Source organism: Binatus sp. (SeqCode) (assembly GCF_049584895.1).
GTDB lineage: Bacteria > Desulfobacterota > Binatia > Binatales > Binataceae > Binatus.
Genome location: NZ_JBAUYR010000102.1, coordinates 58,990 through 79,414 on the forward strand (window position 1 = coordinate 58,990; position 20,425 = coordinate 79,414).

At 57.0% G+C, this 20,425-nt stretch carries 28 protein-coding genes; 10 read left to right on the forward strand and 18 right to left on the reverse strand.

The annotated features are described in order from the left end of the window. Positions 1-21: 21 nt before the first annotated feature. The 3 genes from WB650_RS18010 to WB650_RS18020 all read right to left on the reverse strand — a co-directional run bounded on the left by WB650_RS18010 (position 22) and on the right by WB650_RS18020 (position 2,484). Entirely contained in the window at positions 22-1,446 is a 1,425-nt protein-coding gene (locus tag WB650_RS18010; RefSeq protein WP_422307694.1) for a sigma-54-dependent transcriptional regulator, read from the reverse strand. A 100-nt stretch (positions 1,447-1,546) separates the two neighbouring features. Next, the gene (locus tag WB650_RS18015; RefSeq protein WP_422307696.1) at positions 1,547-2,065 is read right to left on the reverse strand and encodes a hypothetical protein; all 519 of its coding nucleotides are present in this window, start codon (positions 2,063-2,065) and stop codon (positions 1,547-1,549) included. A 26-nt stretch (positions 2,066-2,091) separates the two neighbouring features. Continuing rightward, positions 2,092-2,484 (reverse strand): BON domain-containing protein, encoded by a 393-nt coding sequence (locus WB650_RS18020; RefSeq protein WP_422307698.1) that lies wholly within the window; start codon positions 2,482-2,484, stop codon positions 2,092-2,094. Between the two features lie 438 nt (positions 2,485-2,922). Between WB650_RS18020 and WB650_RS18025 the strand changes: the two genes are divergently transcribed. After that, on the forward strand, positions 2,923-3,324 hold the full coding sequence (locus tag WB650_RS18025) for a hypothetical protein (protein WP_423961447.1): 402 nt from the start codon (positions 2,923-2,925) through the stop codon (positions 3,322-3,324). Between the two features lie 141 nt (positions 3,325-3,465). On the opposite strand, the gene WB650_RS18030 is transcribed toward WB650_RS18025, so the two are convergent. From WB650_RS18030 to WB650_RS18045, 4 genes are all read right to left on the reverse strand, one after another. After that, positions 3,466-3,627 (reverse strand): DUF1328 domain-containing protein, encoded by a 162-nt coding sequence (locus tag WB650_RS18030; RefSeq protein ID WP_422307702.1) that lies wholly within the window; start codon positions 3,625-3,627, stop codon positions 3,466-3,468. Positions 3,628-3,798: 171 nt separating this feature from the next. Beyond that, positions 3,799-4,173: a phage holin family protein gene (locus tag WB650_RS18035; protein WP_422307704.1), complete on the reverse strand. Its 375-nt coding sequence runs from the start codon at positions 4,171-4,173 to the stop codon at positions 3,799-3,801. Then, the gene (locus tag WB650_RS18040; RefSeq protein ID WP_422307706.1) at positions 4,154-4,441 is read right to left on the reverse strand and encodes a hypothetical protein; all 288 of its coding nucleotides are present in this window, start codon (positions 4,439-4,441) and stop codon (positions 4,154-4,156) included. The genes WB650_RS18035 and WB650_RS18040 overlap by 20 nt, the downstream gene beginning before the upstream one ends. A 214-nt stretch (positions 4,442-4,655) precedes the next feature. Next, on the reverse strand, positions 4,656-4,865 hold the full coding sequence (locus tag WB650_RS18045) for a hypothetical protein (protein ID WP_422298333.1): 210 nt from the start codon (positions 4,863-4,865) through the stop codon (positions 4,656-4,658). A gap of 324 nt (positions 4,866-5,189) precedes the next feature. Here WB650_RS18045 and WB650_RS18050 point away from each other — a divergent pair, with 324 nt between their 5' ends. Then, entirely contained in the window at positions 5,190-5,387 is a 198-nt protein-coding gene (locus tag WB650_RS18050; protein ID WP_422307708.1) for a CsbD family protein, read from the forward strand. A gap of 13 nt (positions 5,388-5,400) precedes the next feature. Next, the gene (locus tag WB650_RS18055; RefSeq protein ID WP_423961451.1) at positions 5,401-5,844 is read left to right on the forward strand and encodes a BON domain-containing protein; all 444 of its coding nucleotides are present in this window, start codon (positions 5,401-5,403) and stop codon (positions 5,842-5,844) included. A gap of 83 nt (positions 5,845-5,927) precedes the next feature. On the opposite strand, the gene WB650_RS18060 is transcribed toward WB650_RS18055, so the two are convergent. Beyond that, the gene (locus WB650_RS18060) at positions 5,928-6,749 is read right to left on the reverse strand and encodes a GNA1162 family protein (RefSeq protein WP_423961453.1); all 822 of its coding nucleotides are present in this window, start codon (positions 6,747-6,749) and stop codon (positions 5,928-5,930) included. Positions 6,750-7,084: 335 nt separating this feature from the next. On the opposite strand from WB650_RS18060, the gene WB650_RS18065 reads away from it, so the two are divergent. Then, positions 7,085-7,171, forward strand: coding sequence for an SEC-C metal-binding domain-containing protein (locus tag WB650_RS18065; protein WP_423961515.1), 87 nt, complete (start codon positions 7,085-7,087; stop codon positions 7,169-7,171). Positions 7,172-7,295: 124 nt separating this feature from the next. Continuing rightward, positions 7,296-7,511 (forward strand): DUF6496 domain-containing protein, encoded by a 216-nt coding sequence (locus WB650_RS18070; RefSeq protein WP_423961454.1) that lies wholly within the window; start codon positions 7,296-7,298, stop codon positions 7,509-7,511. Here the strand turns inward: WB650_RS18070 and WB650_RS18075 are convergent. After that, entirely contained in the window at positions 7,508-8,347 is an 840-nt protein-coding gene (locus WB650_RS18075) for a class I SAM-dependent methyltransferase (protein WP_423961456.1), read from the reverse strand. The two genes, WB650_RS18070 and WB650_RS18075, sit on opposite strands and share 4 nt — an antisense overlap. A 421-nt stretch (positions 8,348-8,768) precedes the next feature. Here WB650_RS18075 and WB650_RS18080 point away from each other — a divergent pair, with 421 nt between their 5' ends. Continuing rightward, a complete protein-coding gene (locus tag WB650_RS18080) occupies positions 8,769-8,921 on the forward strand; it encodes a DUF3309 family protein (RefSeq protein ID WP_422301522.1) in 153 nt (50 codons plus the stop codon). A 41-nt stretch (positions 8,922-8,962) separates the two neighbouring features. Here WB650_RS18080 and WB650_RS18085 read toward each other — a convergent pair whose 3' ends face one another. Further along, positions 8,963-9,163, reverse strand: coding sequence for a hypothetical protein (locus tag WB650_RS18085; RefSeq protein ID WP_423961457.1), 201 nt, complete (start codon positions 9,161-9,163; stop codon positions 8,963-8,965). A 112-nt stretch (positions 9,164-9,275) separates the two neighbouring features. Continuing rightward, a complete protein-coding gene (locus WB650_RS18090; protein WP_422300957.1) occupies positions 9,276-9,839 on the reverse strand; it encodes a DUF4142 domain-containing protein in 564 nt (187 codons plus the stop codon). A gap of 258 nt (positions 9,840-10,097) precedes the next feature. On the opposite strand from WB650_RS18090, the gene WB650_RS18095 reads away from it, so the two are divergent. Next, a complete protein-coding gene (locus WB650_RS18095; protein ID WP_422300956.1) occupies positions 10,098-11,936 on the forward strand; it encodes an ATP-binding protein in 1,839 nt (612 codons plus the stop codon). A 3-nt stretch (positions 11,937-11,939) separates the two neighbouring features. Here WB650_RS18095 and WB650_RS18100 read toward each other — a convergent pair whose 3' ends face one another. Next, entirely contained in the window at positions 11,940-12,350 is a 411-nt protein-coding gene (locus WB650_RS18100; RefSeq protein WP_422300955.1) for a nuclear transport factor 2 family protein, read from the reverse strand. Continuing rightward, on the reverse strand, positions 12,347-12,739 hold the full coding sequence (locus WB650_RS18105; protein ID WP_423961460.1) for a response regulator: 393 nt from the start codon (positions 12,737-12,739) through the stop codon (positions 12,347-12,349). The genes WB650_RS18100 and WB650_RS18105 overlap by 4 nt, the downstream gene beginning before the upstream one ends. A 319-nt stretch (positions 12,740-13,058) precedes the next feature. On the opposite strand from WB650_RS18105, the gene pobA reads away from it, so the two are divergent. Both pobA and WB650_RS18115 read left to right on the forward strand, forming a co-directional pair. Further along, positions 13,059-14,240, forward strand: a complete 1,182-nt coding sequence (gene pobA, locus WB650_RS18110) for a 4-hydroxybenzoate 3-monooxygenase (protein WP_423961462.1) — start codon at positions 13,059-13,061, stop codon at positions 14,238-14,240. Between the two features lie 163 nt (positions 14,241-14,403). Continuing rightward, positions 14,404-14,649 (forward strand): type II toxin-antitoxin system Phd/YefM family antitoxin, encoded by a 246-nt coding sequence (locus WB650_RS18115; protein ID WP_423961464.1) that lies wholly within the window; start codon positions 14,404-14,406, stop codon positions 14,647-14,649. A 45-nt stretch (positions 14,650-14,694) separates the two neighbouring features. Here the strand turns inward: WB650_RS18115 and WB650_RS18120 are convergent, their stop codons facing one another. The 5 genes from WB650_RS18120 to WB650_RS18140 are packed head-to-tail and all read right to left on the reverse strand — an operon-like array spanning position 14,695 to position 19,275. Beyond that, the gene (locus tag WB650_RS18120) at positions 14,695-15,852 is read right to left on the reverse strand and encodes an alkaline phosphatase family protein (RefSeq protein WP_423961466.1); all 1,158 of its coding nucleotides are present in this window, start codon (positions 15,850-15,852) and stop codon (positions 14,695-14,697) included. A 10-nt stretch (positions 15,853-15,862) separates the two neighbouring features. Continuing rightward, positions 15,863-16,741, reverse strand: coding sequence for an HpcH/HpaI aldolase/citrate lyase family protein (locus WB650_RS18125; protein WP_423961467.1), 879 nt, complete (start codon positions 16,739-16,741; stop codon positions 15,863-15,865). Further along, positions 16,738-17,193 (reverse strand): MaoC family dehydratase, encoded by a 456-nt coding sequence (locus WB650_RS18130; protein ID WP_422303075.1) that lies wholly within the window; start codon positions 17,191-17,193, stop codon positions 16,738-16,740. The genes WB650_RS18125 and WB650_RS18130 overlap by 4 nt, the downstream gene beginning before the upstream one ends. Position 17,194: 1 nt before the next feature. Then, positions 17,195-17,935 (reverse strand): potassium channel family protein, encoded by a 741-nt coding sequence (locus WB650_RS18135; protein ID WP_422303074.1) that lies wholly within the window; start codon positions 17,933-17,935, stop codon positions 17,195-17,197. Then, positions 17,932-19,275: an MFS transporter gene (locus WB650_RS18140; protein ID WP_422303073.1), complete on the reverse strand. Its 1,344-nt coding sequence runs from the start codon at positions 19,273-19,275 to the stop codon at positions 17,932-17,934. The genes WB650_RS18135 and WB650_RS18140 overlap by 4 nt, the downstream gene beginning before the upstream one ends. A 319-nt stretch (positions 19,276-19,594) precedes the next feature. Here WB650_RS18140 and WB650_RS18145 point away from each other — a divergent pair, with 319 nt between their 5' ends. Beyond that, positions 19,595-20,401, forward strand: a complete 807-nt coding sequence (locus WB650_RS18145) for a response regulator (protein ID WP_422303072.1) — start codon at positions 19,595-19,597, stop codon at positions 20,399-20,401. Positions 20,402-20,425 lie beyond the last annotated feature (24 nt).

A 20,425-nucleotide genomic window follows, 5' to 3' on the forward strand; every position in this document is an offset into this window, starting at 1 on the left:
GCCGCTATTCCCGCTACTCGTTCAGTTGTGGCGTGACGATTCGACCGCCGGATCGCGGTCCTTCCCTTGGTACCGTACCAATCGGTTGTAGAGCGTCTTCAAGCTGATCCCGAGGATTTGGGCGGCGCGAACTTTATTGCCGTTCGTGAAATCCAGGGTCTTGAAAATAAATTCGCGCTCGACTTCGTCCAGCGACTCTCCGATGCGCAATTCGAAGTGAGGGCCCTTGCGCCCGGCGCGTCTGATATCGACCGGGAGATCTCCGGCCGCCAGCAGCGGTCTGCGCGCGACCACTGTTGCCCGCTCGATCACATTTCGCAATTGCAGGACATTACCCGGCCATCGATTCAGTCGAAGTATTTCCAGGCATTCATTGTCGACGCCGGTTATCGATTTTCGATTCTTCTCCGCGGACTGGGCAATAAACGCCTCGACCAGGGCCGGAATATCTTCCAACCGATCGCGCAGCGGCGGCAACTCGATGACGAACGTGTTGAGGTGTGAGAATAAATCCTCGCGCAATCTGCCGTAGCGCATAGCCTCGGTAGGACTCTTGCTGGAAGACGCGATCAGCCGAACGTCCAACGGAATTTCATTCCCGTTGTGAGCGCCGATCCGATGCAGCTTCTTGTCCTCGATTGTCCGCAGCAACTTGGCCTGGAGCTCGGTCTTCAGATCACTTATTTCGTCGAGCAGGAGCGTGCCGCCATTCGCCATCGCCAGGAACCCTTCGCGCCGCCGATCGGCGCCCGCAAAAGCGCCGCGCTCATGGCCCCACAACTCGCTTTCCATCAGGTCGTCGGGCAATCCACTGCAGGTGACTGCGACGTAAGGACCGTTGCGGCGCGCCGACAGTTCGTGAATCGTGCGCGCCACCGTTTTCTTGCCGGTTCCGCTTTCCCCGACGATCGAAACTGGGGCGGAATTCGACGCCGCCGCTTCTTCGACCAGCCGCATGACGCGACGCATCGCGGTTGACTGCCCGACTATCGGTCCGAGTGTTCCGGCCTCGATTAATTTTCGTCGGAGCTGCTGGTTTTCTTCGCTAACCTTTAGTTGAGTCGCCAACTCGGCCAGCAAGACGCGAAGATTGTTAGGATTGATTGGCTTGGAAATGTAATCGCAGGCGCCCGGCCTAATCGTTCGTTCTATGGAACGGAGGTCCGCTTCTTCGGCCATCACTACCGTCGCGACCTCGATTCCGCGTGCTTGCAGCTCGGGCAAAAGTGACTCGCCGTCTTTCTGTTGCGCCTTTAAATCGATGAGCAGGACATGCGGCGCGAAGCTCTGAGCTTCCTCGAGCACCTGGTCCCGGGGGACAGCACGCCCATCGAAGCCCCAGGAGCTAATCAGGTCGCGCAGGGTCTCGCGTCCGGAGAGGTCATCGGAGGCGACGAGTATTCGCACATCCTGCTTAACGTCGGGAGTATTGTTTCTTACAGGCATCGTTGGCTGCTGGTTGCCGATGAAAGAACTTGCGGACGATGGAGTGGTATTCCATCGCCCGCGAGTCTTACAGGTTAGGAGATTTCATCCGCGCAACTTCCTACACGCGAGCCTCGCCGGTGGATGAGACATCTTCGGCATGCGCGCGGTCGAAAATTTCCTTCGCGATTTTGCGTTCCTTGCTTTCTTCGGTATGAACCGAAATCAGGATATTGCCGTTTTTGACCTTGCCTTCGTACTGCTTGGCTTCGTACTCCGGAATTCCCATACCAACCAGCGCTCCTGCCAGGGTTCCCACGGCTCCGCCTGCGGCCGCACCGCTCAACGCCGCCATGATCGGACCGGCCGCGATCAGCGGTCCTACGCCTGGAATTGCGATAGTGCCGATTCCGACCAGCCAGCCCAGCACTCCCGCCGTGACTCCGCCGGCTACAGCGCCGGCAGCCGCGCCTTCCGGCGCCTTGGTGTGATGTTCATGCGCGAAATCGCGCGAGCCCGCGCGGTCGGGCAACAACACCGATACGTCGTCATTGGAAAAGCCCGCTTCTTTCAAAGCATTGACTATGCGGGTTGCTTGCTCTTCGCTCTTCGCGATCCCAAAAACTGCTTTTGCTGCCATGAGTAGTACTCCTGAGTATTGACTAGCTATCGACCCGCGACTTCGAGTTCATTGTGAACATTGGAATCGCCGGCAAGTTGTGCGGCCTTCGCTGCTATGTCTGCTCTTTCCTGATCGGTTTTGACTGGACCACGCAGGGTAACAGCACCATCGATCGTGATGATCTTGATATTCTTGGCGTCGGTTGAGAGTGCGCGATCCTTGACGATGGCGCGGCGGATTTCTCGCGTCATCTTGATATCCGATGGTTTGTTCGATTGATCCATCGGTGTGAGAGTCTCGTGCCCGCTATCGCGCTGGTTGATAGCAGTATTGTCGGCGGCTCGATTCGCGTCGCTCTGCGCGAAGCTTGTACCGATAGGTAAGAGAAAAGCGCTGGCCAGCACCGACGCGGAAAAGAGCAATGTCCGGGTTCTCATTAGCTTGTGACCTCCTGATTTGATCGCAGTCATAAAGACCAAAGTTCTTTTGATTTTTTGGTGCCCTTGTATCGGCATCTAATAACTAACAGCAACGGGTGTGCCATCCATCTCGCAAAAAAAACCTGCAAGCATGCACGAAAATAAGGCGCAGTCGTCAGTTTTGTGAACGATCCATCTGCAAAAATCGCCCGGTGAGTAGGAAATACAGAATTTTCCAGGCGCGCGTTTTGCGAAGCAGGGAATTGCTTTATTTACAAGGTTTTTGAGCCTTTCCCTTGGCGGCACAGCGATTGCTCCTTTTTACAAAGTCGGGAGGATGCGCCAAGGTCCGCAAAAACTAAAACCCACCCCACTCACCCCGCGGCTCTGGCGCAAACTCCCGTCGACCTATTCGTAAGGACGAATTTATTCGTCGACCGCCAATCGGAGGATCTTATGAAAATCATTACCAATGTCGCCTTGGCTGCTTGCGTCGGCCTATCGCTGGGCTGGATGTCGAGCTGCTCAACCGAGAGAACCGTCACTGAAACAACGACTCGCGAAGTGGAAACCGCTCCCGCTCCCCTGCCTGCAGTAGTAACTGCCGCACCTGTAATAACCGAGCCTGCGGTAACGGTACCTCCGAACGCTACCACCTCTTCCACGACTACTCAGTTCAACAACGGCACGGTCGAGCAGAAGACCGTCACGAAATACAATTCCGACTATCCACCGCCGGTTGTCTATTCGGCGCCCCCTGTTGTCATTACTACTGTTCCCGAGACCACCACGCGGACCGTTACCAGTGACGACGGCGAGGTGCAGCGTCAGACCACAACCACCTATGTGGCTCCGTAGTTAGGGTAAGAACTCGACCTCCTCCTTTTTCCCCTGCTCGATCTGCTCGGCTTACAAAAAAGCAAATCCACAGAGCATCTGCCCTGTGGATTGCTGCTTCGGAGTTACGACTTAGCTGGAGTGCTCGAGCGAGGGGCTCACTCAAAGCATTGCTCGTCCGGCGACCAGTGACACCACGAACAGGACCAGGAATACAAAGAACAGAATCTTCGCAAATTCCGCGGACGTGCCCGCAATGCCGCCAAATCCTAGTGCCGCCGCAATCACAGCTATAACTAGAAAAACGAGTGCGTAATAGAGCATTACTCAGTACCTCACACGTTGGATACTTAGTGAGCAGCAACTCATGTGCCATTGCGTGCGCCCAAAAACATAGCGCCTTGACGGTGAATCAGTATCGTTAATTCGAGAGCCAGGGCTTGGAACCAACGAAGTAGGTAGTTTTTTCCGCTAAGTGTGGAGCAAGCGGGAAAGCTAGCTTGATCGCGCCACGGTAATCGATGACGCAGACGGGGCTGGAATCAACGTGCGTCTGAGTACTTCGGCGAGGACAATCGAGACCACGCCGACGAGTCCCAGCACCTGCCACCACGGCATCCAGTGGTGCAGAAAGAACACTATGCTGGCCATAAGCGCCACAACGCCGCCGGCGGCGAGCACGATCAAAATACCTGCGATGTAGACCCGGCCCACCAGCGTGTTCGCAGCATCGACGATGTTCGACTCGAGCAGGCGGGCCTCGCCCGCGACAATGCGCGCGAAGTCCGACAGGATCCGAACCGCCAACTCGGGCAGCTCTGCTTCGTGCCGCTCCCGCTCGATTGCGTTGTTAGATTCGTTCGGTTTCATCGGATTTATTCTTGTGTTCGTTCGAAAGCACAATGACGCCGCCCAAAATCACCAGTCCTATCATTGCCACCTCGGCCGAGTCCGATCCCAGCGCAAAACCTAAGGCTCCCGCAAGGCACGCGCTGGTTATAGGATGCCTGCGGATGCCGCGGTCTGGCCGAAGCTTCGCGACGCCCTCTTCAACGCGATCGTTGATCTGATGCAACGCATCGCGCAGGTCGTCGGTCGCTTCCTCTATTTCATTTTTTATTGCGGGGTCGTCTGCCATTTTCGTCTGACTTCACCAGTGCAGGTATCAGCCTGTCTCCGAGTAACCCCTGGAGGACCAATAGAATGATTTGGAACGAAGTCCTGCTGCTAAGTCCGCCGCCGATTGCGAAGCCGCTCAGGAGCGCAATTGCCAATGATCGCTGCGGATGCTCGGCGATTTTTTCCCGCAACTCCTCGGCGTAGTCGCTATGTAGTTGCGCTTCCATGGCCGGTCACCGCCGGGACAGATGACTGAGAATCCGGGCCGCGACGTAGCCGACCGCAAATGCGCTGGCGATCGCGATTAACGGTTCCTCGCGGATGAAGTCCGTCAGGAATGAGTTCGCCGTCGCGACATAGTCCATCCCTTTTTCCGACAGGTCGTTGAATCGCTCGCGGCCCTCATCGATCAGACCATCGACGTCTACTCTTGAAGTATTCATTTTTTGAAACCCTTCCGTTGCTGAAGATGACACAAGCTCGATTTCGTATTTTTAAAAGCAATTCATCTGCCAATGAATAGCGTAGTTCAGGTGGATCAAGTTGAGGTTAGCGCTTCGGATGCCGGAAAGAGTTACCGGAGAAGGCCTTTTGAGACAAAATCTATTATTTTTCGCGCTTCGGGAACGTGAAGAAATTTCTCCCACTGGATCCAAAAAAACCTTATCTGTCGCGCAATTATCGCTGGCCCTGTCCTTGCTCATTCTTAATCACAATCGCGACCTGACGGTCGTGAAAAAACACTCACTTACAAGGAGCGATCCGTTATGAATAGCGATCAGATGAAGGGAAAGTTCAAGCAGCTCTCCGGCGAAATCAAGCGCAAATGGGGCCAGGTAACCGATGACGATTTGACCCAGGCTCAGGGCAGCATGGAAAAACTCGTCGGCAAAATCCAGGAACGCTCAGGCGACCGCCGCGACGCCATCGAGAAGTGGCTCAAGTCGCAGGGAATGAGCGAGTAATCAGAGGGAATTTATGAACGCGAAATATTCTTTCAGACTGATTGTACCGGCTGTCCTGTTCGGTATGGTCCTGTCAGTTCCTGCGTTCGCTCAGGACAGTGCTCCAGCAACTACCAATCCGAACGCGCCGGCGAGTCAGCAGATGAAGGCAGCTGGTCAAGACATGGAGAATGCCGGCGCCGACACTGTGGCGGCTGGGACAGATACCTATCATGCAACCAAGCGCGCGGTGAAAGACACGACCATCACCGCCGAAGTCAAGGCAGCGCTTGAAAAAGACAAGCTCCCGGCGGCGGAGATTCATGTCCACACCAGGGCTGGCGTCGTAACCTTGAACGGCCGAGTGCCTTCGCCGGATATGGCAGCGCAGGCCGCTCAGGTCGCCCAGCAGACCAACGGCGTCAAGAGCGTGAACAACCGACTGCTGGTGGCTAACTCGACAGGGTCGGCCTATTAGTCAGTAAGCTCGTAATGGAGTCGCCGCCGACTCGCGCCCAAAAGCTCGCGAACCTCGGCGGCGTCTTTTTTTGTCGGTTGAAATCAGCGGATATCGCGAGCGTCAGCCTCGATCTCTTCCTGATGTCGCGCTTGCTCGATCAGCTCGCTCTTGAGCTTTTCTGATCGCGGAATTCGCAACACGATTTCGCGCGCATCCTCTTCCTCGGCTCGCGCGAGCGTTACGTCACGCAGCTCTAGCAATGAGAGGCCCGAGTTGATCGCTATGTCCATTGGATCGAACGCCGGCATGAAGTTCACGCTGTAGCGGCTGCCATCGGCGGAAAAAAGCTCCTCGCCATTGTGCGTCGAGACCATCTTCACGTCGGCCCCGACCTGCCATGCCGATACGAGAAACGCGTAGTACGCGTCGTAATGGAGGACGTCGCCGTACACGACCGCATCGACCCCCAGCCATTTGCCCAGCGTTTGCGCAGGGACCTGATCCAGCTTCTTCTCGGTATCGATTCCGTGCTCTTTCAGGATCTCGTCGACCTGGATGATATTCGCCTCCACGAATTCTCGCGACGCCAGGTATCCGATGACGGCGCGACGCATCCGATTCGCATCCGTCCACGCCCAATCGGCCTGCTCTCCATCGGTCCGATGCGTCAGCGGGATTTTATCGACGACGTATTGTGCGTTGCCGTGGTCGGAGAATGGCAGGACCGCGATCTTCTCGGGCGCAGCCTGATCGTAGTCGGCCGCCAGGTGCGTTTTGAGGGCGCCGGGATCGAGCTCGACCAGGTGATCGAACCAGGTCTTTCGTCCGTGGGTTTCGAGACCCTGCTCGTCGCGGAAGAACGGGCGGTCGTCGTAGTTAGTCCTGGTCGAAGCGCATCCGCTAAGCGCGACGCCACTAACCATGATTGAAGCAGCGAATACCGCTACCAAGCGCCCGGAGGAGAGTCGACGTTGCGAGGAGGAGGTGGACGAAGAGTTTATTGAGCGCATTTGCCTGACTCAAGTGTGCATGACTAATGGGATAAGCAATTTTCGATCCTCTCCACTTACGTCGCGTTATCGGCTTTTTGACAGAATCATCGGAATAAACTTCAGCACGGATTACACGGTTCTCAGTTTCTGCCGTACGGTAAGATCAAAAACCATCGTAAAATACAAGAAATTCCGATAAACGGGTCATGGCACAGAGGTTGCTCACCTCTCTGTACATCGCAGTTGCGCTTGGAGGTTGCACCATCATGGCGAATAAACCGAACCCGGATGCGCCATGTCCCTGCGGTTCCGGCAAGCTTTATCGGGACTGCTGCGGAAAGGACAACAAGTAAAGTCTCCTTCCCCCGATCCGGCAGGGTCGGTCGCCGCGACGTCCTCCCCCCGTTTGCGACGCTGGTCTTGCCGGATTTCTTTTTTCCTTCGGCCCACCAACTCACGACTTTCAGGAGAGTTTCCATGCCTCCCAAGAAATCGACTGGCCGTAAATCGACCGGCCGGAAGTATTCGAAAAAGGCCGGCAACGCAGTCAAACGAGAGATGCACAAGATGAAGCGGGGAACCTTGAAATCCGGCAGCTCCGGCAAAAAGGTCAAAAGCCGCAAGCAGGCCATCGCAATCGGCCTCTCGGAGGCTCGCCGATCCGGCGCCAAAGTTCCGAAAAAGAAATCCTAGTTCGAAGAATTTCTACCGTTCTCTTCGAACAATTTCCCGGTCGGCTTCTTCCCGATCATGATCATCAGCTGAGAGCTGGCTCGCAGCGGCCGCCGATTGTAGTCTCCAAATACATTCTCGATTTCGAAGCCGGTGTGCAGGAACAGCAGCCGCAGTTCGCGCGGGAAGTACACGTGGCTTTCGAAGTCGTCGATGTAGCACTCGACCAGACTCTTGCGATGGTACTTCTCGTAGAGAAAACGGATCTGTGCGCGTTGCTCGTCGGGTAGATAGTTGACGGTCTTCCTCCGCACCAGCCTGATCTTCCTGGGCTCGTCAGTCACATCGCGATCGATCTCTACCAGCGTCCGCGGCGGGTTCGAGAATGAGTCTGCGTAAGCCGAAAAATTCGGCATAACCGTCTCGACCACGAATCGCCCTCCTGGCGCCAGATTCTGAAAGGCTCGCCGCCACACCTCCAGTTCCTCGTCCAGGTCGAGGAAGTGAGTAATCGAGGCGCATGGCACCACTATCAGGTCGAACGGCTCGCGGCCGTGCCACTTGCGCATGTCGCCATGCACCAGCTTGAGCCGTTTGCGCGCCGCCTCCGGCATCTGCCTGGCTTTATCGCGCGCCTGCCTGAGCATATTAACTTCACTGTCCAATCCGACCACGGAAAAACCCGAACGCGCTCCCTCTTCGGCCAGGGGAACCGTTATTCTGCCGGTGCCGCACGCGAGCTCGAGGACCGACCTCGGATGCAGGCTTTTCGCGAGACCTACATAAAAGACTACGTCCTCTTCATCGCCCACATGCTCGAGATCATATTCATCGGGTCGTCGGTAGATATCGGTCATAGGCGGTGCTCCATGTCGTAGCGCAGCGTGGTTACCTGGTTCGGTTGAAGAAGATGGCTGGCGAGCGTCCGGCAAATAAAAAGACCCAATAAACTCGCGAACTCAGTAAGAAATGTCCTCCCTATAGGAAAATCTTTCCTGCGATCATTAGCGTTTTAGTGCGATTTATCTGTGCAATCTATTGGCGCGCTTCCTGCTATTTAAGCAATTGCGTCGATTGAATCGTTGATCGACAGACTGAATCAAAAGAGGAAGTAGTAAAATGCGTTATGCGATTGCATGGCTTCTAGGTGTTCCAGCTTCAATTATCGTTATCTGGTTTGTGCTGGGCCATGTGCTGTAAACCCCTAACCAGTGGTCATCTGAGCCGTAGATGATGCCGTGGTCTAATCGCGGCAAAGCCACATCAGGATAGACAGTTATGAACCTCATACTATTAGTCTTACTGGTCGTTCTCTTAATCGGCGCGTTGCCGGCTTGGCCGTACAGCGCGGGCTGGGGTTACTACCCGAGCGGAGCACTAGGAACGGTTCTGATCATAGTCCTCGTTCTGGCACTGCTCGGCCGAGTCTAAGACTCCTTTGAAAGCAACACGATGGCCGTCAGTAGGACTGCCTACTGACGGTTCATCACTACCCCCGCGCCAATAAGCAGGATGCCGAGCAGTATTGCTCCTTCACTGACAATCGGCGGAATGACATGGGGTTCTTCCGTTTTCGCTTGAACCTTCAGGTCGCCAAGTTTCACCACATCCTTTGTTTCTTCAGTATTGAAGGACGGCATCGCAAAGGCGACTAGCCCCAGGATCGCGAGCATCGCGCCAAACAGTATAACGCTCCTCATCTCATTTCTCCTTAGGTGCTGAAAAGATGCGGGCGAAAAAAACCCCGCGAGCTCGATGCCCGCGGGGTCTTAATGCCCATGTTAGCTAGTCGTTTCGTGCCGAGGCGCCCATGCCTCCAGTCGTGCTCTTGTTGTTAGCCGGATTTTCCGTGCTTGCTTCGCCGACGTGCCGCTTCAGATTCTCGGCCATCTTCAGATGCGCTTGCAGTACTGGAATAGTCTGCTCGACATAGAGGTCCATGTCGGGATCGCTCTTGAACTGCCCGCGCGCGCGCTCGAATTCGCTCAGAGCTTCCTTATGTCCCTGGACCTGATCTGCAAGATAAGCTTCGTTGAAAGCTCCACCCTTAAGGTCTCTCATAGGGCTTTTGTCGACCTTGGTGGTGTCTGTCCCTTCGAGCTTGACGCTCTTCTGACGTGATAGCGCCGCGACCGACTCTTCATTGGCCTCATGATCGCCCTTGATAGTGTCGGCATAGGTCATCAATGCCTGGTTGTCACCGGCCTTTTCATGCGCCAGCTTTGCCGTCTCTATTTCCTCGTAGTTCATCTGATTGGCCTTGTTCAGTAGCGACGCAGCGTCCTGGGCCCATGCTGAGCCGGCGAACGCGATCGCAAGCGCTCCAATCGGCAGAATTTTTTTAATCATGTCTTTTTCTCCTGATGGGAAGGGTTAGTAGTGGCTGTCTGTCCGCGAGGATAAGCAATGCGGATGCCATTGGAACCGCTTTTATGACCACACTTTACCCGCACTTCGGCCCTCACCATCAGGAACCATGTAATTGTTGCTACAGCGAGTTCATAAATTTCCGACAGGAAGCCTGCGGCGTTGCATGCGAGCGGCTCCTTGTTATTGCGCATTCGCGCTGGGCGGACTAAAAAGCTTGGTTCCGAGAGCGCTGACGCCATGCCGGCAAATCGACTAAAAAAGAGCCTCACCACCACAATCGTGGTTCCTGCCATCCTGATGGCTCTGGCGGCCCTCGTTTTGCTGTTTCAGTTGAACCGCCAGATGAACGAGACGGACTGGGTCGAGCATACGGATCTAGTAATGCTCCTGGCCGAAACCGCAAAGGCCGAGTTTCTGTCCGCAGAGACTGCGTTCAGGGGCCTCCTGCTTTCTTCAGGGCCGAACGACCGCGGTCTAATCCAGAAGCGTTGGAACAACAGCCAGGAAATCATCAAGCAACTTGGCGGGCTTGTTTCCGACAATCCAAGCCAGGAACAGCGGTTGATAGAACTCGGCGGCTTGGAGAATCAGTGGCTCGAAGCCGCCAATGGCTCGGATCAAAACTCTGCCGATGCGGAGAAACGCGAGCTTGCCGGCCGAGCAGCCTCGATTGGGACCAAAGTTATCGCGCAGTTCGATGCGATTTCTGCGGTCGAACAGGGGTTGCGGTCAGCCAGAGATGCACAGCGGGATTCTCAATATCGCCTCGCGATGTGGGGGATCCCTATTGTCGCACTGATTCTGGTCGTGGCGCTGACGTGGGTCGCCCGGCGAGAAATCCAGGGTGCCAGCGATACATTCGCAGTCGCGTTGAGAGATGCCGAGGAAGCGAATCAGGCGAAGAGCAATTTCCTCGCCGTCGTATCACATGAACTGCGCAACCCGCTCAATTCGATACTGCTCTGGTGCAATGCGCTGCTGACGACCGGGACGCTGGAAGGCAAAGTCGATCAAGGCGTCAACGCAATCTGGCGCAATGCCAAGGCGCAGGCACAGCTCATCGAGGACCTGCTGGACATCTCGAGGATCGAGAGCGGCCAGATGCGCTTCGACGTGCAACCGACCAATCCCGCAGAGGTTGTCCGCGCCGCGGTCGACAGTATGAGTCCGGCCGCCGATGCGAAATCGATCGCTATAAACGTCGTGCTCGATCCGCGTGCCGACGTCATCATAGGCGATGCACAAAGGTTGCAGCAGGCGGTGTGGAATCTCCTGTCCAACGCCATCAAGTTCACCCCAAAGGGCGGCAAGGTTCAGGTGCGGCTCGAACGAATCAATTCGCATCTGGAAATTGTCGTCGCCGACAACGGCCAGGGTATCGACCAGCCGGCACTCGAAAAAATTTTCGATCGCTTCTGGCAGGCCGGCGGTCCGAACAGTGCAGAGCGCGGGATGGGCCTGGGTCTGTCGATCGTCAAACATATCGTAAGTCTTCACGGCGGCACGGTTACCGCCCACAGCGAGGGCCTCAACCTGGGAAGCGTTTTTATAATCCGTCTTCCGCTTCCCGTTACCACCGCCGGTTTGGCGAGTCCCGCGCGCCGGCATCCGAGCGTGGCGTCCATTGCCCAGATGTCCCACATTCCCCGCCTCGAGAGCATTTCCGTGCTGGTGGTTGATGACGACGCGGAAACTCGCGACGCTTTGCGCTCGTTGCTCACCAGCGTTGGCGCAATCGTCAATACCGCCGAAAACGTCGATCGCGCGATCGCCATTCTGGCCGAGTCGTATCCCGACGTGCTGGTCTCCGACCTCGGCATGCCCGGGCGGGACGGCTACTGGCTTATCAAGGAGATTCGGTCGCGGGAAAAAGGCCAGGGACCGTCCGATCACCTGCCTGCCGTTGCGCTGACGGCGTACGGACGCGTCGAGGATCGAGTCGAGGTTTTTGCGTCAGGCTTCGACAGTCATGTCATGAAGCCGGTCGATCCCGCGGAGTTGGCCGCCATCATCAAGCGGCTGGTCGAGACTCGTCGCTCGGGCAACGACAAAGCGTCTCCCGCGCAGGATAGTTAGCTCTCACTGCGTGGGCCTCTCTCTCTGAATCAGTCCGACATGACGCGCGAGCAACTGCCAGTTTCCGCCGCGCTTCGCCCACACGTTCATATAGCTGGTGAAGAGCTTGAACATCGCAGTATCTCCAATCAGCTGGGAGACCTCGTGGCCGGTGGTGACGACCAGATCGCTGAAGACTTGGATGCGAACCGGGCGGCGCTCATAGATGCGCAGCTTGAGCCGTCCATTTTTAACCATTTCCAGCAGGAGTTGCTTCCCGGCGATAAAATTCGCGGTGCTGTTGACGACCATGTCGTCCGCCCATAGCGTTTGCAGCTTCGAGGCGTCGGAGCCGAGCATCGCCTCGGCCTCCTGCTGTTCCAGCGCTTCGATTTCTTTTTTTTCCGCGGCGTTGCGGTTCTCTGTGTCGTTCATGGCCTCGGCTCCCGCCTGCAATACTGATCTACCTTGGTGAGTAAGCGGTCCACATCCACCGGCTTAATGATGACTTCGTTGGCGTCAATGTCGGCGCGATCGCTGAGCGCAGTAACAACGATAACCGGTATGTGTGCCAGTCGTGGGTTCCTGGCTTGTTCCGCGCGGAATTGCCAGCCATCCATCACCGGCATCCATAAATCGAGAATGATCAGCTCGGGCGCTGATGCCTGATCCAGGTAGTCCAGCGCTTCCCTGCCATTGCCCGCCGGCACCGCGTGATAACCCTTCATCTGCAGAAGGGCTACCAGGGCTTCGCGAGCGTCCTCGTCATCCTCGACGACCAGGATATCAGGGCCTTCGCGCTCCGGGTCACTTTGCATCGTCATCGATTGTAGCGGACAACGTACGCCCACACATCCAGTTTTAGGAGCAAAGCAGGATGAACTTTTCAACCTGACCGAGGCCGACGGTCGGTGCTACGCTGTAACCTGTGCGTCGGCATATCCCATACTCGTCGAGCCTGCGAAAAATTGGGCGCCGCGCGTCGCACAAAAAAACCAATTCTGACGGAACGAAGCTACCCCTAGTGGTGGTCTCCTCCCAGAACCACAAGTAATGGTATGAATCCGCTTCTTCGGCTCATCTCAACTATTGAAAAATCCCGATTTCGACAGGCCATTTGGCTAAAAAAGGCGTCGCACTGAGATGAATCATCGCACACAAGTCGGCATCGTCGGCGCCGGACCCGCCGGCCTCATGCTCTCGCATCTGCTGCATCTCGCCGGCATCGAGTCGGTCGTGCTCGAGGCTCGCAGCCGCCAATATGTCGAAGAGCGGGTGCGCGCCGGCCTGCTCGAACAAGGCACCGTCAACTTGCTGATTGAAACCGGTGTCGGCGATCGGCTCAAGCGCCTCGGCCTCACTCATCATGGCATCGAGCTGCGCTTCGGCGGCCGCGGCCATCGCATCGATCTGAGCGGGCTTACGGGAGGCAGCACGGTTGCCATCTACGCTCAGCACGAAGTCGTCAAGGATCTGATCGCCGCGCGCCTGGCTGCCGGTGGTCAGATCATCTTCGAGGCCGGTGACGTCAGCATCCACGATTTCGACGGACCCACGCCGAAGATTCGCTACCGCATCGACGGCAACGTCAACCTGTTGTCGTGCGATTTCATCGCCGGATGCGACGGCTTCCACGGAGTATGCCGCCCGACTATCCCGGCCGGCGTACTAACTATGTACGATCGCATCTACCCGTTCGCATGGCTGGGCATTCTCGCCGAGGCGCGCCCGTCATCGGACGAATTGATTTATGCCTACCACGATCGCGGCTTCGCGCTGCATAGCATGCGCTCGCCGGAGATCACGCGGCTCTATCTCCAATGCGCGCCAGATGAAGATCTCGGCAAGTGGCCCGACGAACGAATCTGGGAAGAGCTACAGCTAAGACTCGCCGCCGGCAAGGACTGGAAACTGAATCGCGGCGCCGTCATCCAGAAGGGAATCACTGAGATGCGCAGCTTTGTCGTCGAGCCGATGCATTCCGGCACGCTCTTCCTCGCCGGCGACGCCGCCCATATCGTCCCGCCGACAGGAGCAAAGGGCCTAAACCTCGCAGTCGCCGACGTCCGCGTCCTGGCCCGTGCGCTAACTGACTACTATGCCAGCGGCAATCGCGACCTGCTCAGTAGCTATTCAGAGACATGCCTGCGCCGAGTGTGGAAGGTCCAAAGGTTCTCCTGGTGGATGACCTCAATGCTGCATCGATTCCCCGACGACAACCTCTTCGACCAGCGCCGTCAACTAGCCGAGCTCGACTACGTAACCACCTCGCGCGCCGCATCGCAGACGCTAGCCGAGAACTATGTAGGCCTCCCGATGGAATGACTGCAGGCGCCTCGGGTTGTGCGTAGTCCGAGCACGTCGCTTTCGAGCTTAGAATAGGAGATCTGCGAGTGTTCTATCGGGTGGTTGGCAGCGAGGTTAGGATAACTCTCATAGGTCGAAAATATGGCAACCAACTCTTTATCGACGGCAAGAGGTTTACGCTGTGAAGATCGAAAATGTTCGCGAGGTAAAAGTCAAGCTCAGCCGTCTGATCAGCGAACTCCCGAAAACAGGATCGATCGTGATTACGAAGAACGGTAAAGCTTGTGCCGCCTTGATGCCAATTACGGAAGACACCGACCTGGAGGTTCTTGCATTGTCGCAAAACAAGCGCTTTTGGCGAATGTTTGATGCGGCCTATGTACGTGCCGAAAAAGAAGGCTGGATCGAACTCGACGACCTGGATTGAGCGGCTCAATTACAGCAATTCGCCGAGACCAGGCTAAGCGACTGTCTACGGACTATACACGTCGGTACCGAACTCTCCGGGGTCCGGCTTTTCCGCGTAGCCCAAATGGCTTAGACCAAACAAGGTCTCGAGACTCCTTAGCAGGGAATAATGGTTGTAGGTCTTGGTGTTAGCTATACCTGGCTTGACGAAGGATGAAATGATCACCGCACCTATCCTCCCACCACCAGGTCCGAACATACCTGGAGCTTGTGTATTTGGTCCTACAGGCTCTGCACAACAGGCGCGCGCATCTTTATCATCGCCTTCAAGATCGGCTTCGTCGAATGTGATTATCAACATCCCATCCTGCTGGTATGCCTTCGAATTCATAATCATCGGGACTTCGCGCTGCAGAAAGGAATTGATAGCCGCTAAGCCTCCTGGTGTCTTGCCGTCCGCACATTTACCGTTCCTATGGTCATGTCCGTCGTTACAGAGGTTGGGAACAATGAAGGACAGGTTAGGCGTGCTTTCAACTGTGCCGAGATCGCTCTTGAGTTGATCGAGAGCTACATCGTTGGCCTTGCAGTCTTCATCGCTGATCGAATGAAAGTACACAAGGGGATTGTGCTTGGTTGCGTACTCACTATCGCTTCTAGCTCTTTGGTACGGATCAACTTCGTTCAACGGAGGATGCTGGCAGGCGCGCTGCATGTCTTCCATATAACCGCGCCATTTCAGATGTCGCGCTTCAAGCTGATTCGCGATCGTGCTCACGTCAGCCGGATAGACGCATCCATGTCCAATCGCCTGTCCATTCGCGTCGAGCCCGGGCTTTGTCAAAGCGAACTCATTGAATATCGAACAGTCCAACTGAGTGTCTGGATTGGGCGATTGACCGCTTATCATCGCGATGTAGTTATCGAGACTGAAGTGCCCGATAGCATAGTAGTTAGTGAGTAGTTGTCCCTTCTTAGTGAGGCACTTCGAGAGATATGGCGCCTTGGACTCCGGCCCAAAGGTCTCATCATAGCTCTCATTCTCCAGAACTATGATGAACACATGCTGCGGACGGCTACCCGCCGCATGATGAACGACCGCGGTCGGCAGCGCGTCGCAAGCTTGATCGTCGGCATGTGAAGGGCGAACGGTTATGCCAAGTGTTAGGACGCAAGACAGCAACCCCACAAGAGCCAGGACTTTCCGAGAGTCGAGGCGCATGGCTGTAGTTCTAGCGCGATCGCAGCGATGCGGCGAGCGTGAGTGTCCTGCGAGCTTGTTTCAGATGAGGCATGTCGAGCATTTTGCCGTCCAGCGCGACCGTCCCTGCGCCCGACGCGAATGCCTCGATCACTCGATTTGCGTACGCAACATCTTCAGGCGAAGGCGTGAACGCATCATTGATCACATCGACCTGATCCGGATGAATCGCAATCTTGCCGGTGAAGCCTGCGCGGCGTGCGATCTCCGACTCCTGCTTGAGCGCAGCAGCATCCTTGAAGTTTACCGACACCGTGTCGATCGGCTGGACCTCGGCCGCCACCGCCGCCAGCAGGCACAGCGATCGCGCAAGCTGATAGGTGAACTCCAGATTGCCGGATGCGTCGCGATTGGTTGTCGCACCCACTGCGGCCGCGAGATCTTCCGCGCCCCAGGTCATCCCGGACAGCCGCGGACTGCATCCGGCGAAACTCCCAAGCGCAAACATCGCGGCCGGCGTCTCTGTCGCCACTGGAATGATCGCAATCGATCCCTGCGCGACGCCCTCGCGCGCTTCCAGAGCGGACAGAAAGTGATCAAGCGTCACCACATCGTCGGCCGAGGTAACTTTCGGAAGCAAGATACCGTCTGGAGCGCCCGCTACGATTGCCGCCAGATCCAGTGTGGCCTTCGGCGTCGACAGCGGATTGATTCTGACCCACAGCTGACTGCTCGATCGATCGCGATGCGCCCGCAGGTACTCGAGCACCATCGTGCGCGCGACCTCGGTGCGATCGGCAGCGACCGCGTCCTCGAGGTCAAGCACCAGTGCGTCGGCGCGCGAGGATTCCGACTTCGCCAGCTTGCGTTCGCTGTCGCCCGGCACGAACAGGAGCGATCGGAGAATCATGACGCCGGCCTCTTGCGCATCAGCGCTGAACGTTTGCAGTATGCGACTTCCTCCGCGCGCTGGTTGAAGCATCGATGGTCGAACACGACGATCCCCGAGTCTGGCCGCGATCGGCTCTCGCGCTTCTCCGCGACCGTGGTCTCCGCGCGCAACGTATCTCCGATAAATACCGGATGCGCAAAGCGCGTATCGGCCATGCCCAGGTTTGCGATCGTGGTGCCGAGCGTAGTGTCTCCCACCGATACTCCGATCATCAACCCGAGCGTGAAGATGCTGTTGACGATGCGCTGGCCGAACTCGGTGCCCTTCGCAAATTCCGCGTCGAGATGGAGCGGCTGCGGATTGTGCGTGAGCGCGCAGAAGATAAGATTGTCGGTCTCCGTGATCGTGCGCGTGATCGCATGCTTGAATACCTGGCCGATTTCGAATTCCTCGAAGTATAATCCGGACATCTTACTCCCGCTCCTTCATCATCGTTTGCGCGACTTCGAGACTGACCAGCCGCGCGATCAGAATCGCCATATACAACTGGCCGAACACCGCCTCCATCACCGAGAGGCTGCGCGCCCCCTCCGAGATCGGCGCGATATCGCCGAAACCCGTCGTCGTCAGGCACACGAAGCTGTAGTAGATGAAGCTGTGAAGCGACGCGATCAAAGGCGCGATGTGGCCCGCGGACCTTTGAAAAAGCGCTGCGCTGAACGAACCGGGACTCCGCAGTTCGACCACTGCGAATCCGTATGCAAATGCGACCGCCATCAGCAGGTAGGCGCAAATCGCAGCGCTGATAGTATCGAGCGTAACGCTCTTCACAATGAACAGCCGCGATATCAGCGCGAACACCGTCACCGCCAGAAACAGGCACGAAGAAATCGCGCCGATCATTTCCAGAGTTGGATTTGACGTGAATCCCAGAATCAAGCGGCATCCGATCGAAGGGAACAGCAGGATCAGGGCGACAACGAAATAGAATCTGGTCGATCGAAATGCATAAAGAGCAGCCAGCAGCACGAGCGATATCGCGGCGGTTGCAATACTCTGCGCGAAAGCGTGGCCCGAGAACATCGGCTGAGAAACGAGCAACAGCAGAATCGACACGAGCAGGACAGTGAATCTGCCCGGCCAGTTGTGGCGCGACAACCCAAGCCGCCCCCATACCCCAGTAGGGCTGAGCACGCTGATTCTCTCGATCATGATTGATTCGTTTCGCGCAACACCACCGGCAGTGTCAAGGCGAGAATTCCGGCCGCGACCAGCGACGCGGCCATCATGATCATCCCGCCCGCGAAGCTGTGGGTCGCCTGCTTGACCATCCCAACTGCGTACGGACCCGCGAAGCCGCCCAGGTTTCCGATCGAGTTGATAAGCGCGATTGCGCCCGCTGCCGCCGTGCCGGTAAGAAACTCCGGCGGCATCGCCCAGAATGGGCCGAAGGTTCCCCAGATTCCCGCCGCCGCAATCGAGATCGCCCCCAGCGACAGAAGCGGCGATCGAGTCATCGACGCGAGTATCAGGCCGACCGCTCCGACCGCCGCGCAAACCGCGAGATGCCATCGGCGCTCGCCGCTCAGGTCCGACGCCCTGCCGATCAACACCATCGCGATCGCCGCGCCGAAAAACGGGACCGCCGACAGCAGCCCGATTCCGAAGTCGCTGCTATTACCCAAACTCCGGATAATCTGCGGTAGCCAGAACGTAACTCCATATAGTCCAAATACTATTGCAAAATATACAAGAGATAGTATCCAGACCGTCGAGTTGCTAATCGCTTCGCGAAAACTCCGCTGACGTTTCTGAGTACCACGTCCGCGCTCTCGCTCGAGCCGCATCGATAGTGCGGCACGCTCGCTAACCTCAAGCCAGACGGCGTTATCGGGACCATCGGGAAGATGAAACAATACCAATATACCGAGAATCACCGCCGGCAGGCCTTCCAGGATAAATAGGCATTGCCAGCCCGAGAGTCCCGCGATCCCGTGTAGCTGCAGCAACGCGCCCGAAACAGGGCCCGCAATCAAGCCTGCGAGCGCGGTCGCAGTCATGAATAGTGCGACTGCGCGCGCTTGCTCCCGCGCCGGGAACCAGAATGTGAGATAGAGAATCACGCCCGGGAAGAATCCCGCCTCGGCTAGTCCCAGGATGAACCGGATTGCAAAGAAGGACGCCGCACCGCGCACCGCGACCATCGCCATCGCGACGACGCCCCAGCTGATCATGATTCGCGCAATCCACACGCGCGCGCCGACCCGCTCGAGGATCAAATTGCTCGGCACCTCGAAAATCGAATAGCCGATGAAGAACAGTCCGGCGCCCAGCCCGAACACCGATTCGCTGAGTCCAAGCTCGCGATTCATCTGCAACGACGCGAAACCGACATTGATTCGATCGAGATACGCCACCAGGTAGAGCACGAACAGAAACGGGATCAGCCGGCGTCGCGCCTTCGACAGCGCCACATCGGCAAGGCGCGATTGCGCGGCAGTCTCGAGCGGGCGAACCTCCTCGACCCGACGATCATGTTCAGCGTGAGGCATAGGCGCTACGCCACTGCTCTACACGCCCCCGACGCGAAAAGCGATTCGTATTTCAACTGCGAGCCGAGCCTGCTCGCGCTTACATTGGTCGAGTCGAAGTGTCGGCACATGTCTCAAAAAGCGACATGGCTCAAGTACCCTACGTCATCCGATGCGCCCTGGCTGCTGACGAGCGCAAGAACAGGCTTTGCTAATCATCTCCGCGAGGCACGAACGTTGCGTATTCGCCATACGTTCGGCGACGCCAAGGTGAATGCAGTGCATCCGGCGGACCGATACGGCTCCGGCATTTTCGCGATCAAGGAGGGCTGCGTCCCTGATGGACCAGATCATTCAGAAGTCTTTGGCGGGCAGGCGCTTCGCGTTGATGGGATTCGAACCGGCCGAGCGCGATTCGATCATGGCGGCGCTGGGCACCGTCCGCGGAATCGGCCACGTGGTTGGAGCGGAGCCGAATATTCCCGGGCTCAACTCTCTCTCACCCTTCGATGCTTGCTTTATCAATGCTTCGGCCGCCGCTATCGGCGAGCAGCCCCCGCCGATCGAGATGATCGCACGCAGCCGCAAGCCGGCTGTGATCGTGGGTACCTTCGAGGAACTTGTAACCCGATTCGCGACCGTTGCCGACCTCAACCGCGACTTCATCATACGTCCATGCATGCCCGAAGAACTGTTGCTGAGGGCGTATCGCGTTCTCAGGTTCGTCGAGACCGCGGAAGTTGCGCTTCAAACCTCGACTCGTAACGGAACCCGGCGCGTATTGGTCGCGGATGACGACGCCACCACCATCGTTATGATCTCCACGATACTGAAGCACTTCAATTTCGAGTGTGACGTCGCGCGCAATGGCGAAGAGGCACTCGATATTGCCCGCAAGAAGAAACCCGACCTCGTGCTTATGGACGTGTCGATGCCACACATGGATGGCTTCAAGACGCTGACCGCGCTGCGCGGCGATGCTGCCACCAGAAACCTGCCGGTGATCATGGTCAGCGGGCATCGCGACGAAGCTGAGGTGGTCAAGGGTTTCTCCCTCGGCGCCGATGACTACGTCACCAAGCCTTTCAACTCTGGCGAACTGATGGCTCGGATCAGCCGCATCTTGCGCGAAACCGAAGATCATTGATCGGACCGGTTGTCATGTAGCGCT